The 15,111-nt window shown below is 40.0% G+C and carries 15 protein-coding genes and 1 tRNA gene; 9 read left to right on the top strand and 7 right to left on the bottom strand.

From position 1 onward, the window contains the following. Positions 1-62: 62 nt before the first annotated feature. On the top strand, positions 63-671 hold the full coding sequence (locus tag H6G77_RS30230; protein ID WP_190873532.1) for a hypothetical protein: 609 nt from the start codon (positions 63-65) through the stop codon (positions 669-671). Positions 672-977: 306 nt separating this feature from the next. On the opposite strand, the gene H6G77_RS30225 is transcribed toward H6G77_RS30230, so the two are convergent. From H6G77_RS30225 to H6G77_RS30215, 3 genes are all read right to left on the bottom strand, one after another. After that, positions 978-1,355: a KGK domain-containing protein gene (locus tag H6G77_RS30225; protein ID WP_190873531.1), complete on the bottom strand. Its 378-nt coding sequence runs from the start codon at positions 1,353-1,355 to the stop codon at positions 978-980. A 140-nt stretch (positions 1,356-1,495) separates the two neighbouring features. Continuing rightward, the gene (locus H6G77_RS30220) at positions 1,496-3,961 is read right to left on the bottom strand and encodes a dynamin-like GTPase family protein (RefSeq protein WP_190873530.1); all 2,466 of its coding nucleotides are present in this window, start codon (positions 3,959-3,961) and stop codon (positions 1,496-1,498) included. A gap of 496 nt (positions 3,962-4,457) precedes the next feature. Then, positions 4,458-4,530: transfer RNA gene (locus H6G77_RS30215), tRNA-Arg, on the bottom strand. Positions 4,531-4,865: 335 nt separating this feature from the next. Between H6G77_RS30215 and H6G77_RS30210 the strand changes: the two genes are divergently transcribed. From H6G77_RS30210 to H6G77_RS30200, 3 genes are all read left to right on the top strand, one after another. After that, positions 4,866-5,525 carry an Npun_F0813 family protein gene (locus H6G77_RS30210; RefSeq protein WP_190591453.1) on the top strand — a complete coding sequence of 220 codons (660 nt, stop codon included), beginning with the start codon at positions 4,866-4,868 and terminating at the stop codon, positions 5,523-5,525. Positions 5,526-5,703: 178 nt separating this feature from the next. Then, positions 5,704-6,567, top strand: coding sequence for a hypothetical protein (locus H6G77_RS30205; protein ID WP_190591452.1), 864 nt, complete (start codon positions 5,704-5,706; stop codon positions 6,565-6,567). 14 nt (positions 6,568-6,581) lie between these two features. After that, positions 6,582-7,577 (top strand): transposase, encoded by a 996-nt coding sequence (locus H6G77_RS30200; RefSeq protein WP_190674977.1) that lies wholly within the window; start codon positions 6,582-6,584, stop codon positions 7,575-7,577. Positions 7,578-7,696: 119 nt separating this feature from the next. Here H6G77_RS30200 and H6G77_RS30195 read toward each other — a convergent pair whose 3' ends face one another. Together H6G77_RS30195 and H6G77_RS30190 are read right to left on the bottom strand one after the other, a co-directional pair. Then, on the bottom strand, positions 7,697-8,644 hold the full coding sequence (locus H6G77_RS30195; protein ID WP_190873529.1) for an ADP-ribosylglycohydrolase family protein: 948 nt from the start codon (positions 8,642-8,644) through the stop codon (positions 7,697-7,699). Continuing rightward, the gene (locus tag H6G77_RS30190) at positions 8,592-8,780 is read right to left on the bottom strand and encodes a hypothetical protein (protein ID WP_190591448.1); all 189 of its coding nucleotides are present in this window, start codon (positions 8,778-8,780) and stop codon (positions 8,592-8,594) included. Before H6G77_RS30190 ends, H6G77_RS30195 begins: the two co-directional genes overlap by 53 nt. Before the next feature lie 487 nt (positions 8,781-9,267). Here H6G77_RS30190 and H6G77_RS30185 point away from each other — a divergent pair, with 487 nt between their 5' ends. Continuing rightward, positions 9,268-9,804, top strand: coding sequence for an outer membrane beta-barrel protein (locus H6G77_RS30185; protein ID WP_190674959.1), 537 nt, complete (start codon positions 9,268-9,270; stop codon positions 9,802-9,804). A 540-nt stretch (positions 9,805-10,344) separates the two neighbouring features. Then, positions 10,345-12,303 (top strand): sulfite reductase, ferredoxin dependent, encoded by a 1,959-nt coding sequence (gene sir / locus H6G77_RS30180; protein WP_190873528.1) that lies wholly within the window; start codon positions 10,345-10,347, stop codon positions 12,301-12,303. Positions 12,304-12,510: 207 nt separating this feature from the next. Here the strand turns inward: sir and H6G77_RS30175 are convergent, their stop codons facing one another. Further along, the gene (locus H6G77_RS30175; RefSeq protein ID WP_190591445.1) at positions 12,511-13,308 is read right to left on the bottom strand and encodes a hypothetical protein; all 798 of its coding nucleotides are present in this window, start codon (positions 13,306-13,308) and stop codon (positions 12,511-12,513) included. A gap of 324 nt (positions 13,309-13,632) precedes the next feature. Between H6G77_RS30175 and H6G77_RS30170 the strand changes: the two genes are divergently transcribed. Then, entirely contained in the window at positions 13,633-13,815 is a 183-nt protein-coding gene (locus H6G77_RS30170) for a CsbD family protein (protein WP_190591444.1), read from the top strand. Positions 13,816-14,028: 213 nt separating this feature from the next. On the opposite strand, the gene H6G77_RS30165 is transcribed toward H6G77_RS30170, so the two are convergent. Beyond that, complete coding sequence (locus H6G77_RS30165) at positions 14,029-14,301, bottom strand: GlsB/YeaQ/YmgE family stress response membrane protein (protein WP_190591443.1); 273 nt, start codon at positions 14,299-14,301, stop codon at positions 14,029-14,031. A 219-nt stretch (positions 14,302-14,520) separates the two neighbouring features. Between H6G77_RS30165 and H6G77_RS30160 the strand changes: the two genes are divergently transcribed. Next, positions 14,521-14,766, top strand: coding sequence for an HNH endonuclease (locus tag H6G77_RS30160; RefSeq protein ID WP_190591442.1), 246 nt, complete (start codon positions 14,521-14,523; stop codon positions 14,764-14,766). Between the two features lie 35 nt (positions 14,767-14,801). Then, positions 14,802-15,050 carry a hypothetical protein gene (locus H6G77_RS30155; protein WP_190674950.1) on the top strand — a complete coding sequence of 83 codons (249 nt, stop codon included), beginning with the start codon at positions 14,802-14,804 and terminating at the stop codon, positions 15,048-15,050. Positions 15,051-15,111: the final 61 nt, after the last annotated feature.

Raw genomic sequence — 15,111 nt, 5'->3', positions numbered from 1 at the left:
CCGTCTAACTAGGGATTTTGTAATAATTAGAGACATAACCTCTAAGTTGCTCTTGACGACCTATGAACCCAGATGAGATTAAAACAGCATTGCAAACAGCCTTTAAGCGTTGTGATGTAGCCAGCTGTCCTCTCTCTGAGACGCAGAAACAGATATTACTGCAAGTAGTCAAGCAAATTCCTCAAGATTCCACATCCGATATTGCGAACCCTTTAGACGAATTAGATTCCGAAGAACTGTTAGCATTTTTAAAATTTGTCAAAACAGAAGAACAACAAAACCGCACCTGGAAAGTGCAATTACTCAATGATTGGCTGCATAACCAAAACTCAGGCGCAGTCCAATTCATCCGCGAACGCTATGGTTTGCAATGGTTGAATCGAGTCGAGTCCTATCATTTTGATAAATATGCTGATTTTGAAGATGCACTCAAGTTAAGAGTAGGCGATCGCATCGAAGTTTCCAACGCCCTCTGGGAATGGGTGCAAGACAATGGCCCTTGTCCACGAGAATGGTTTCTCTGCACTGTAGTTTACATCGATGAAATCAGCAATAATAACAACTCTTCTATAAATTGCATTATTCGCTTTTATAACGGTTCCGAATTTCAAATTCAAGGCATTTATGATTGGAACCGCTATAATTGGCGCTGGCCTCAAAATCAAAAATGAACTCAATTTGTGTAGGCTAGAAGTAGGAAGAATACTTCTCTTCAGATAGAAAGCTGGGTATATATAGCAATCCTACATCATTTATAAAACTCTCTTTCTTCTTCTTCTTTGTGTCCTTTGCGTCCTTTGCGGTTCGTTAAAAAGAATACTTTTTCACAACTCTGATGGGATGGCTATATATATTTTTTTGGCGTTGCTGATTACGGGGATGATTTTTGTCTCATGCAAAGGCGCAAAGAGCAAGAGTTTTAAAAGTAGAATTTTATGATTTCATCCCGCATTTATGCAACGCCATTTTTTCATTCCTCAACTTTCCTCCTGAAGCCTACGTCGTAATTTATCCAGTGATGATTCTACTTCAGTAATATCTAAATCTTGACTGTTATTTATTTCTACATCCTCTTCAATACAAAACTCAATGCTGAGTTTAAATTTTATTTTGCCATTTTTCCAGTTTTGAGAACCTAATGTTAGGATTTTGCAGTCTATCCCTTCATCAGAGAAATAATCACCTGATGGAAAATAAATGCTTCTGCTATTTAATTGTTGTTGCAATCTGTATGATAAATCCTCATTAGATGATTGACTTACTCCAGACTTAATCTTGCTAATTTTATAAGTGTTATCTTTAATTTCTACAACGTCATCATCATTACATTCTATAGATTTGAATATATCTTCCATATCAACCTCTAGTTAAAAATTAATCATCACCTCGATAGCCACAGATACCCAACTTCTCAAATAAGTCAGGTATCTTCTGATTCACCAATAAATTAGGCAGCAAATATCTCAGGCTTTACCTTACTTTTATCTGTGGTTAATCAATCTTGAATTTGCACCATCCCATCCAACAAACCATCAGAAATTACTACACCATTACTTGCAGCAATCTTTTCCACAGCATCTAATTCATTTAGATTAATTACTGGCAATAAATAGTCATATAACTGCATTGCTTGTAAACAACTATTCATTCCCGATACTGCTGTGTTATAACTTTCTATTTTTTGTTCCACAGCACTTAGCAAGCGGCGATTCTGCAAAATTTTCTCTTCGGCTTCGTGTTGTAAAGTCTGTTCTAAATAAACACGCGCTTGGGGATATTGTTGGAGAATATCATCGGCTTGTTGTTCCGCCATTGGTAACAATTGGGTTTTTAGAATTTGATTGATAGTTTGGCGGAAAGATGTCCGAATGGTATAGGAAACTTTTGGTTCAAAATCTAACTTTAACAATTGCCGAATTGCTGGTTCAGCTTCAATCATACTTTCACAGTCATAACTTTGGGATGTTTGCTGCAAAGTTTGACGAAATTGATAGATAGAAAAAGTGCCTTCATCATAAAATCTCGGACTTTCGCGCACGAAGCGATCGCATTCTACACTAGCAGCACTTACTAAAGCTAATGTTACCTGTTTTTCGATGGCTTTGATGTTTTGTTCAATCCCACCATCATTCCCCAATAAACGATATAACTGACGATAATATTCGGTTTTGCGAATTGTCTCAATTAAGCGTTGAAAGAAATTAGCAACTAATTGTTCAGAGGAATTAACTAAAATATCTTCCAACTGATTGGATAAATAATAAAATGCCTCGACTAAAATCGCCAGCAATGGCGCAGTTGCATTTCGCAGATGACTCAGAGTTGCACGGCGATAAGCCTCAGCCACAGAAAAGGTATCTAGCAATTCATCTAAACGCCGAATCATCCGTGATTGTAATTGACGGAAATCAGCTTCAAAGATTTCAGAACCATTATTAATGACTTGGTTGATTTCTGCGATAATATGTTGATTAAAATCTTTGCCAATTTCCTGGAGTTGTTGGTTGAGTCGCTGTAATTCCTGCGACTTCATCGCCTCAATTTCTCTTGGTTGACTGTCTAAATCTCGGTAAACTGACTGATAAGTTTTTTTCAGTTTAATACAAATACCTTCCAAATCATCAGCCAGATTTTGAAACAGCATCGGACGCTTTTCTTCTGTGAGATAGCGAGTAATAGCTGTGCGAAATTCTTCAATACCACTATCGAGAATTAGCTGATTAATTAAAGGTATACCTTGTTCAGCTAAAATCCGCGAATAATTTTGATTGGGAGTTTCAAAGCCATTCAGAGAAATGCGAAAATTAGTATAGGAAAGCTTACCAGAAGTCACACAATAGTTATTAAATGCGTAGACAAACTGTGGTGTTTCTTCTTCTCCATTCAAGCCTTTTACACTTTCCGCAAAGATAGAATCTAAACCGAACCTATTCTGTATACTTGTCTGTTTAATTTGACTGCCATAAAAACCAAGTAAACCACTGGTTTTATAAACTCTGCTAGTATCACGAAACTGACTGCTAATTAAATCATCCAATCGCTGCCTTAATTGGGTATTGTACCAAGTTTCGTCGATGCGGTTGAACACATAAAAGACGCGATCGCGGATTCCGCTATTTCCCCGCATTGTTTCTAAAAGCAGCGTTTCTTCTTTTGTCATGTCACCAGCCGATGCAGGTTTCAGCACGCATACCACTGCTGAAGTATCGGGATGTTGAATTTTAGCGTAAGTTAACTGTGCATCCTTTTCTACAGGTGCATCAATTCCTGGTGTATCAATAATAACGTTGCCATCTTCCAGCAAAGGATGATTGCAATAATATTCAATTCGCTTTAAAACAGCACTATTACTTCCGCGTCTTGCATATCCAGCAGCTTCTTTTAAATTGGAAAAATTAAATGTTTCCATTGAATAAGTCGCATTGTTAACTGTATGAATATGCTCACGGTTCGCTTCATAACCTGCTAACAATAAAATTAATGCCTTAGCTTGTTTTGCACGTTCCGAACGACTTTCGCCACCTTCCTGTTGTAGAATTAAGTCACAGCCTTGATTGAGCAAATTAATTACTTCAGCTTGATTGATATTTACTGCGGTTGTAAATCCTATTTGCTGACATAAATAACTGGCTTGTTCTCTAATTTCCGATTCACTTAAAAAAGTTAGTACGACTCTTTCTTTATCTAGTTCTGCATATTCAATTTTGCATTCTGTCCCTGTGGCGTGACCTTCTGCACTATACAGTAATTCTCTTTCCAGGAGGGCATTAATTAGCATAGATTTACCTGCACTAAACGCACCCGCAAACACAATTTCAAACTTGGGAGAAATAGCCTTGCCTAAAGAAGTTTGTACAGGTGTGATATCCTGAGAACGTAAAGCAGGTTCTTGCTGGAAAAGTTGTAAGATTAATTCAACTTGCTCTTTTAAATTTGCACATTGAATCGGCAGGCTAGTCATTTTTAATACCCTGAAGATTACATATATATTAATAATGATTAAATCTGTAAAACCTCAGTAAATCTACTTGCATATAAGTCACTGGACAAATCATCTCCCGACTAATTTAAGAAGTCGCAGCGATGGTAACCAGAGATGAATCCTAAATAGAGAAATCCTGGTTAATTTCCTAATTTACTTGTGTATTTATAGAGTAGGAAAGTAGCCTTACCTCAATTACTGATATGAGTTCTATCCTGACCTCTGTACTCTGTTTTCCTAAATAATTTTGTTTGATATTTTAAATGAATGTATCAACTCTCTAAATTTAGTACCTTCACTTTGAGCTATGAATAAACTCTACCCAAAGAGAGATGAAAGAAAGAGCATCTTGGGATAATTCGTAGCAGTTTTTGTTGGTGAAATCAACATCAGCTTTTGACACTGAAGCGGAAATACCCCAGTAATTTTAACTCTGAGTAATAACTTAACTTAACATTTGGTATTTAAATTTAAACGAGCGCGGCAGGGCTCGAACCTGCGGCCGATTGCTTAGAAGGCAATTGCTCTATCCACTGAGCTACGCGCCCAAGACAAAGTAGTGGCTTTTATGAGAGCCATCAATATAATTATATCGTTATTGCCCCTAAGAAGCAATCAAAAATTGCAGATTTGCGATAGCAAGGCTAAGATGCTAGTCGAACAAAGCAAATCAGTTATTGATTAGCTATATTGAGTGGTCAAGGCGAGTTATTTGCATTTTAGTGGAGATATCCTTTGGGTAGCTTACACTAGGGTGGCTAAAGAGCGATCGCGCCACTGACCTGAAACACATACTAAGTAATCGCACTCTTGGCGATGTTACTAAATCAGATTATAGATCGCATATCCACAAAGCCCCTGTGAGGAGTGATTTTAGCGTGCCATGTTTATTCTCAAACGGCAGGATGTTGAAATATCAAGCATTCAGCACCCAAAAAGGGATCAGCAAGTGCCGATCCTCCATTATCAGGGGCAAACCTTTCGGTTGATTAGTTTGTTTAAAGCTAATCAAGAAGAAGAAGCTCGCGCCTTGTGGAGAGATTTGACAGATAATCGCGGTAAAGCTTGTGTCTTACTAGAAGAGCCAGATCGTTTTAGCATCTGGGGTAAAATCCGCTTAGAACAGCTAGATAGTGATACTGGTGGTCATGGTAAGACAGACATACTGATTCAAGCTAGTATCTTGCTATTACAAGCGGTGCATCTAGATATTGAAGAGTTTTTAGGCGCTCGTCAATTAACATTATTTGAAAAAGATATGGGGGAAGTTTTTAGACAGCAGAAATTTCCTGAAGCTTCTTCCCCCGAATCTGTTAAGCATTTAGTCACCATAGATCCCTTAGAAGATACCAAACTTCCAGCTTGGCAAGAAAATCATGTAACTACGTTTTTACAGGAACTGCACAAGCTAGGGAAAACTTATTTTGGTAATGCCAACTTTGCCAATAAAGTAGCCGATAGGTTACAGGATATGGCAGAAGGCGAGCGATCGCTATTTATTTCCTGGCTCAACCAATCTTCCCTCAATAAACTCTGGCAATAGCCAGCAAAAGCATGAATTATGAAGTATGAAGCCTGAAAAACTCACTTATACCCTGAATTATTGCAAAAAAAGCTTTTCTGCTTCCATAGCAACCAAGGCACATACCCATAAATTCTCACTTTATCCTTCAGACTTCAAACTTCCAACCTTCCAGCGTGCATATACATAGTCAATCCCTATGAGTAGCTCTTACAACAATTCTCTGCGTTCTAAATCTATATTCAGTAATCGTAATATTATCTTGGCCGGAATTACCTGGGCGGTAGCGGCACTATTATATTTTTTGCTATTTAGTGCTAAAATTCCAGGAGCCAACGGCGAAGAAAGTCGTGCCGAGTGGTATGTAATTGGCACAAATATTTTTGAAGCGTTAGCTTACTTGGGTGCTGGTATTTTATGCTTAAGGAATTGGCGTAGCCCCCAAATCGTCAGTAGTCGAAATGTGTGGTTGGCAATTGCCATTGGTATGCTTTCTTATTTCCTGGGAGGGATATTTTTTGGCTATACAGAAATAGTTTTAAAAAAAGAACCGGATGTATCCATTGGCGATGTATTTTTTGTATTGACTTATATTTCCCTGGGCGTAGGCATGATTTTAGCTGTGGCATCAAGACGCATTAATCTCGAAAAATGGCAATGGCTGATTGTCGCTGCCATAGGAGTGTTTGGTAGTTTGGTGGCATGGTGGATTTCAATGCAACCAAAAACAACAACAGAAATACCAACAGGACTACTAGCCACAATTTTGAATTGGTTTTACATCGTGAGCGATGTATTGTTGCTGATTATTGCGACAACCTTACTCTTAGCTTTTTGGGGTGGACGAGTAGCTCAATCTTGGCGAATGATTGCAGCGGCCGCATTTTCGCTTTACATTGCAGATATGTGGTTTAAATTCGCTCAAGGGGATAATTATCAAAGTGGAGACATATTAGAAGTGTTTTGGGTATTTAGTGGAGTGTTATTTGGTATGGGCGCAGTCCTAGAACATGACGCATCATTGAGCCGGACTCGCCGGGAGCGTGGACGTAAACGAACTTAGATTTGGTGTCTACCGTGAGAAAACTAACAGAATCAGATAAACAAGAAATTCTTAAGTTATATCGAGAAACTGCTGAAACGACCTCGACTTTAGCAGAACGTTATGACGTGAGCAACTCAACCATCAGTCGTCTGCTCAAAAGTACCTTACCAGAGGATGAGTACGAATACTTAGTTTCGTTGAAACGCGCGGCTCGGACTCCTGAAGGTAGGGCGCAGGTAAATTATGAGCAGTTGCCTTTGCTGGTACCAAAAGAGCCAGAAATTGAACCGCCTCAGAGCGAAAGCAAGCCTATAGAATTGCCCAAGCTCAAGTCACAAGAGCCAGTCATTGAAGCAGCATTAGAACCAGAAGATGATGAAGACTCAAATTCTGGTATTAGAAGAGTGCGGCGGCGTTCCTCGGCAACTACAGAAAAACCAAAGCCAAAATTGGTGAAAAAAGCCGACATTGCGCCAGAACCACCACCAGAAATTGCCAGCATTCCTAGCCCAATACTGGATGAGGAACGTCCCAAAGTTGTGGCTTTTGCCGATATTCTGGGCGAAGAACTGCTCGATGAGTCTGAAGATTTAGATGATCTAGACGATGATTTAGATGATGACGATTTAGATGATGATGATTACGAGGAGGATGACGATTACTTTGATGAGCCAAGACCGTTAGTTACAAGACGCAGGTTAGGTGAAGCACCAGTCCAAGTTTTACCATTGTCGGCGGCGAATTTACCGAGAACTTGTTATTTGGTAATTGACCGTTCCGCCGAGCTAATTACCAGACCACTCAAGGATTTTGGTGATTTAGGGCAAATTCCAACTCTGGAAACTCAGCAGCGCACTTTGCCGATATTTGATAACCATCGCGTAGCCAAACGTTTCTCGACAAAGCGCGATCGCGTGATTAAAGTTCCTGATAGTAGAATGCTACACAAGGCACGGACTCACCTCCAAGCTAAAGGCATCACCCGCCTGTTAATTGATGGTCAAGTCTACTCTTTGTCTGCACTTTAAGACAACGGAATCAACTTTCAAGAAACATAGGGGTGTAAGGGAAAAACTGAAAAACCAAACCATAGTCTGAAACATCTACTTTCTCACCTATACCCTTACACCCCATACCCCTAAACCCCTCAATTGTGCGTGTAAACAGCAGCAGTAAAACGCTTCGCTAAATTCACAATGTCTTGTTTGCGAGCAACTTGATTTACCCAAAGTTGAGGTATGCCCTCAATACCATAGTAAATTCCCGCTAACCCACCGGTGACAGCCGCAGTTGTATCTGTATGTCCGCCCAAATTTACAGCTTTTAATACTGCTTCTGCATAGGATGAGCTATTTAATAAACACCATAACGATGCTTCCAGGGTTTCAATGACATAGCCACCAGATTTAATCTCTTCAATTGGTAAGCTGGCAATGTCACCACTGAATACTCTAGCAAAATGGGGTATTTCTGCCAGAAATTGCGGTGCAGAATAAATAGGTTGAATTTTTTCTAAGCCTTGAGTGTAAGCTGTGGGTAAATTAGCGCCTTGCAGCAGTTCAATGGCGATACTAGTATAAATGCCGCAGGCCATTTGCGATCGCACATGAGCATGGGTAATACAAGACACCTGATGCACCCGCGAAATCAATTCCGGGAAATCTAAGGTTTGATGGCAATAAGCCATCGGTAAAGTTCTCATCAAAGAACCATTACCATTACTCATCTCGCTCGTTCCCCCAGCCTCTAAAGGTGGAACCCCTTGATTAATTCGCATAATAGCCGCATGAGTACTTTGTCCGATGCCAAATATTTCCCCTCTGGGAGTCCAGTAAGCTTGCTTATACCACCGCCAAAAAGACAAAGCTATGGCATCCAAAGAATACCCTCGACAAAGGCTTTCTGCCAAGCAAAATGTTAGGGAACTATCATCAGACCAAGTTCCCGGCGGTTGATGCCATGTGCCGTAACCCAGCATCTTCGTGACAGGGAATTTCATACGTTCAGCGCGGCTTGTAAACTCCACAGGCACACCCAAGGCATCACCGACACATAAACCCATCAAACCAGACAATGTTTGTGTAGCGGTTTGCATTATGCCATCTCCACGAAAATTGCCAAAATTTCACAGCCAGAACACAAGCAGCCCAATATCCATAAATCACACTCAACCCTGATAATCGCCTCTGGGTACTGAATTCTGCTGAATTTACTTTATATATTTCTGCCATAGCTTATTGCTATTACTGCTACAAGCAATTATTAGGCATTAGCCCGCATTTCTCACAAGCTTCAGGCGTTTGATGGGGCAGAGGGGCAGAGGTGCGGAGGGGCAGGGGAGAGAGTACCTTCATTCTCCCCTGCTCCCCTGCTCCCCTGCTCCCCTGCACAGGCTTTGAAAGGTGTGGTGAGAAATCCGGGATTAGGAGAAATTACAAAATTATCAATTTTGATTGCATCAGTCATGTAAGAAAAAATTAACTTTTCTTGCGTTTCTGTGCCAGTTTTTTAAGCGACTACTCACAAAAGTTCCGGTTGAAATAAATCTTGCTGCGAATATTGGCAAATTTTATGCAAGCTAAAATAGTAAATCTACTATCAGCTTTTGGGCATCAATCGTAACAACCTTTTTCTAGAGATTAAAAATTATTCGGAACTTTCGTACACAATTTACGACCTAGTAAATAACAGTAAAAATTCACAAAATTGAACAAAATTATGAAAGGTTTACTTCGGTCGTTCGTAGCAATTTCAGCATTGTCTTCTTTAGTTATTGCACCTTTGATGATGAATGCAGGACAAGCTGCGGCTCAAGATAAAAAAGGAACTGATGCTAGTTACATTGGTGCTGGTGTGGCAGCAGGCGTGACTAATGGCGGACTCAACAACGATGCAGCTAACGTTGGTGGTAATCTCACAGGTAGAGTCAAATTAGGCAGCCTTCCAGTTTCTGCACGGGGTAATGTGCTTTGGAGTGATAAGACGAGTGCTATCATCCCAGAACTTTCCGTAGACGTGCCTATTGCTAATAGAACTAATGCTTATGTCACTGGTGGTTATTCTTTTGTTGAAAAAGATGGTTCACCCAGTCCTTTAGGTAATAGAGATGCTGTCGTGCTGGGTGCTGGTGTCGAATCAGAAGTGGCGAATAATTTCTTGATTTACACAAATGCCAAAGTTGGACTACGAGCTTATCAAGATAGTCCGGCTTCTGCTGTTAGCATCAACGGTGGTATTGGCTATCGTTTTAAATAACTATAGGAATATGGTTTGATTCCTGAATCTAGTTGTGTAAGCAGAGAGTAGGGAATGGGGCGTAGGGAGTAGGAAAGAAGCCTGCTCTTGGTGTACTGATTTTTTTCCCAAATCAAATATTAATCCCATAACTCTCTCGGAAGTGAGAAGTTAATTTTTCAATAGATGTAATCTTGGTGAGCAATTCTAACATTTACAAATGTTAGAAAATAAAGATTTATTAGCTATCAACTCATACTTAAGGATGTTGGGATAATTCCAATTCAACATGGTGAATGTTGTTGTTGAACTTTGCAGGTTGAGGGAATATCAGACTTTATCCGTAAAAGTCAGCGAAAACCAACAAACTTAAAGTTGATTTATACCACCTACTTCTATATGCTGGTTTTGTTAAGTGTAAAACTATCGACAAAGCCGGCTTTTCGCCGTGTTACAATTGTCGTATTCCTCATATTTCCGACCGAATTACCGGGAATCACTGAGCCAAAAACTTAGTCTTGGGTTTCATCCCTGCTTTATTGAGAATACTATACAACTCTCATGGTTAAATCTGCTCCTCCACCACTTGCCAACCGTAAGCCCTCAAAAGTAGAAGGCATCAAAGAAAATAGTAATTTTTTGCGTGAACCTGTAGCAACGCAGATCCTTGAGGATACGGCTCACTTTAGTGAAGACGCGATCCAAATCCTCAAGTTTCATGGCTCCTACCAGCAGGATAACCGCGATAATCGCGTCAAGGGGCAGGAGAAAGATTACCAATTTATGCTGCGGACAAAGAACCCAGGGGGGTTTGTACCGCCGCAATTATATTTGGCTTTAGATAAGCTGGCTGATGAATATGGCAACCACACATTAAGGGCTACCACTCGTCAAGGTTTCCAAGTGCATGGCATCTTAAAGAAAAATCTCAAGGCTGCCATTGCGACTATTGTTAAAAATCTAGGTTCGACTTTGGGCGCTTGTGGAGATATTAACCGCAACGTTATGGCTCCACCAGTACCTTTCAAAAATCGTGCTGATTATCAGTATGCTTGGGAATATGCCCAAAACATTGCTGATTTACTGTCCCCTCAAACTGGTGCTTATTACGAAATTTGGCTAGATGGCGAAAAAGCTATCAGTGCAGAAGAAAATCCAGAGGTGAAAGCGGCGCGGCAAAGTAATGGTAGCGGCACAACTTTTACTGACAGTGAAGAACCTCTGTATGGTACTTACTATATGCCACGCAAATTCAAAGTTAGCGTGACAGTACCGGGGGATAATTCTATTGATTTATATTCCCAAGATTTGACTTTGGTAGTTATTACCAATGCTCAAGGCGAACTAGAAGGATTTAATGTCTTTGCTGGTGGCGGTTTAGGCAGAACCCACAATAAAGAAGAAACATTTGCCAGGTTAGCAGACCCGATTTGCTATGTAGATAAAGCAGATGTTTACGAAATTGTCAAGGCAATTGTGGCGACTCAGAGAGATTATGGCGATCGCACTGACCGCCGCCATGCTCGTTTAAAATACTTAATCAATGATTGGGGTGTAGATAAATTCCGCGCCAAAGTTGAGGAATATTTTGGTAAATCAGTCGCCCCCTTTAAACCACTGCCAGAATTTAAGTATGAAGATTTCCTTGGTTGGCAAGAACAAGGCGATGGCAAGTTATTTTTAGGTATCTCCATCGACAATGGGCGGGTAAAAGATGAAGGTTCGTTGCAACTCAAAACCGCCTTGCGGGAAATTGTCGAACAGTTTCACCTACCTATCCGCTTAACACCCCACCAAAACCTGATTTTCTGCGACATTGCCCCAAAAAATCAAGCAGCCATTCAAGAAATTCTTGACCGTTGCGGTGTTGTCTCTGACCCCGGTAAAATTGAACCACTGTTCCGCTATGCAATGGCTTGTCCAGCTTTGCCTACCTGCGGCTTGGCTATTACCGAATCAGAACGAGCAATACCAGGAATTTTAGAACGAGTCCGGGCGTTATTAGATAAATTTGGTTTACCAGAAGAGCATTTTGTCATCAGAATGACAGGTTGTCCTAATGGTTGCGCTCGTCCTTACATGGCAGAATTAGGTTTTGTTGGTAGTGCGCCAGAATCTTATCAAGTTTGGTTGGGCGGTTCACCACATCAAACAAGATTAGCTCAACCAATAGTCGAAAAGTTGCACCACAACGACATTGAAAGCTTTTTAGAGCCGATTTTTGTTTTCTTCAAGAAATCACGCCAAGCAGAAGAAAGCTTTGGCGATTTTTGCTCACGGGTTGGTTTTGATGCTATTCGTGAATTTTCAGCACAGTATCAGCCGGAAACTGTTGCCGTCACCACCGCAGAAACTTCAGCACCAGCTAAAAAGAAAGCTGCACCCAGCCGATCCCGTCCCCGCATTAGCCTTTATGATGAGGTTTACAGCAAGTTAAAGGAAACTGCTACCAGTCAAGGTAAATCAATGACAGAAATCGTCAATGAAGCCTTGAAAATTTACTTGCAGATAGACAAGTAACTAGGACTTACGCACCAAAATTGTCTGTGGAGATTGGGTGTAAGGGTGAAGGGGTATGGGGTGTAGGGGTTTTGAATACCTACACCCCTACGGAGAGGTCAAAATTCACAAGTAATAGAATTTTTGACTTTTGACTTGATTTTGCCCTTACACCCTGGGCTAAAAACTTAATTTTTCGTTTTTTAAACAATTAACTGAAGTTCAGAATTACTCTATTTCTTCACAACGAATTAATAACTTTTCCATCGCTTCTGCAAGAGAAATTAAATCTTTCCAAGAAGAACCAGTGACTAAATTTTGCGCGTGTGCTAGTCGGTTGCGTAATTGTTCGGCAGATTTAAGGAAGCGTTCACCAAATCGTTTTGACTTTAATTCTAGTTGTTCCAGCAGTTCTGGTTGATTTAACACTAATTCTCGTTTGTCACAAAACTGGAGATAATCTAACAAATCTGTGGCTTCGTTTCTTTCTTGACTTTCTCGCCACAGCCGTTTGGCGATTTCTACCCGTTCTGGTTTGAGGAATTTTTGCCAGGAATCTTGGGGATAATAAAGCCGCACCAGTCGCAGTAAGTTCATTTCTAGCAGTGTGACCAAGCCAAATAGTAGCATTCGCACTGGTGCTTTTTGTAAGTCGCCACAAGTCACAATTCCACTAACTTGATTGCAATCTAAGACAAATAAGCGAGGAGTTTGCCGCAAAATCGGTAATAACTTCATCAGTGGCGTGGAGATGGCTATAAGTTCTTGGGAATGAAACACCCGTTGGTAGTCGCCGCATTTACCCGATTTTGCTTGGATTAAACAAGAGCGTTCAATATAACCAGTGATATTATCTCCCGTTTCAATACCGACCACATCAAAATCCTGTGCTTCCATCCACTGCAATACCTCTACTACCTCTGCTTGGGAGGACACAGCTTTCAGAGGTTCTGCTACATACTCGATTGTAATGTTGTTCTCAAACAAACTCCGCAGGTCTTGCGATCGCGATTTTAGGTGTTTCATCTACCTTGAGCTATAAGACATCCGCAGGATTAGTATTTCACTCTCGGCGACTTTCTGTCAGTCCAAGCTGAGAACCAATCCTCTAAGATTCATCATTATCAGAAGTTACATAGTGAAGAGTTTGACATAGGGCGCAGGAGTATAAAAGTGTAGGTGAGCCAAAACCTTTATACCCATTCTCAACAGACAACCCTGTGTAAATTATTTTCGTATATCTATCTAAAGATATTAATAATAATTAATTGTTATATCACTTGATAGATACATCAAAACTGAAAATCCTGATATTTTTTTTTAAGTTCACAAATAGTCAAGGTAAAAAATATGAGTATCGAAAATCGCATTGAAGCAACTGCTAAAAATATTGAAGGTAAAGTACAGGAAGTAGTTGGTGAAGTTACAGGTAATCCCGCAGATAAGGCTGAAGGTAAAGCTAAACAAGCGGCAGCGAAGGTAATTCACACTACAGAAAACATCAAAGATGAACTTAAAAAAGCTATAGACTAAATAGAAAGTAAAGTTCTGAGTGCTGAGGAGAAAGTTAGTAGATTCAAGGCTTTGAGTCATCAATACTATCTTCAGTCATAAAACTAAGGCAATAATTGTAGTTTTCTGCTTTCATTTTTATACAAAAAACTCCACTTTGATTCAAAGTGGAGTTTTTGATATTTATGATTGATTGTAACGACAAAATCAGCCTAACCATAATTTTTGATTCAATTAATAACTGGGGCGATTAGTAAGTAAACTCCAGATGAAAATAGCGATAATTGCACCAATAATGGCAACAATTACCCCCGGAATACTCAGGGTTGCCGCAGTAAATTGGAACCTGCCAGTTTCTAACAGTGTAACCAGAGTTCCGCCAATTAAAGCACCGATGATTCCTAAAACCATAGTTGCCAAAATACCACCACCTTGACGGCCGGGATAAATAGCTTTAGCAATGGCTCCAGCAATCAAACCTAAGATAATCCAAGCAATAATATTCATAATTAATTCTGCAAAGATTCTCCCCGTATGTTATTGAGAGCTACTTGCTTTTCCTTCTATCTCAAGAAATAAGTATTATGGCAAAATAAGTGTAATGTCTCTATTTTTACTCAAAGGAAACTAAGCCAATATCTGTGCTTTCTTGCTTGAGTTGCGTTATTGTTCTTACCAATCTACTTTTGTTGAGGAAATACGTCGGATGATTCACGAGGATAATGTATGAATAAAACCCCCCGGATTCGCATACCAAATGAAGTTAGACAATATGTGTTTCAACGTGATAAATATCAATGTCAAAGCTGTGGTAAGACTGATTTAGAAACTAATTTGACCATTGACCATATCATTCCCTTGGCGCGTGGGGGTCAAAATGATATCAGCAATTTACACACTCTTTGCTTGACTTGTAATCTCAAAAAATCTGACAAAACAGATCAGCGTTTTCGGCGACATTTTCAAAGTTGAGCTAATCTAGTATAGGCTGTTAGTTTTGAATTTTTATGTCTCGTAAAGTCAACAGCAATTCTCGTAGATTTGGCAAACTTAGAACCCCGGCATTGTATTTATTAGCTGCGATCGCTATTTTAGCGGCTGCCTTTCCTAAACTGTATGAAATTAAAACAAAAGCGGGAATCAACATCTCAGACAGATATCACGCTGGCCCATTTTTAGAAAAGTACAGTTTTGGTTTATTTAGGTGTGAATGGCTTTATCCATATCGCTGCGATCGCCGCAACGGCAAAGTTTAACAGCTAAACTATATTAGCCGTAAATTACTCCTCACAAACAAGATACCCGACTGATGAAATA

This window comes from Aulosira sp. FACHB-615, from assembly GCF_014698045.1.
Lineage (GTDB): Bacteria > Cyanobacteriota > Cyanobacteriia > Cyanobacteriales > Nostocaceae > Nostoc_B.
This window is presented reverse-complemented; position numbering and strand designations above follow the sequence as displayed.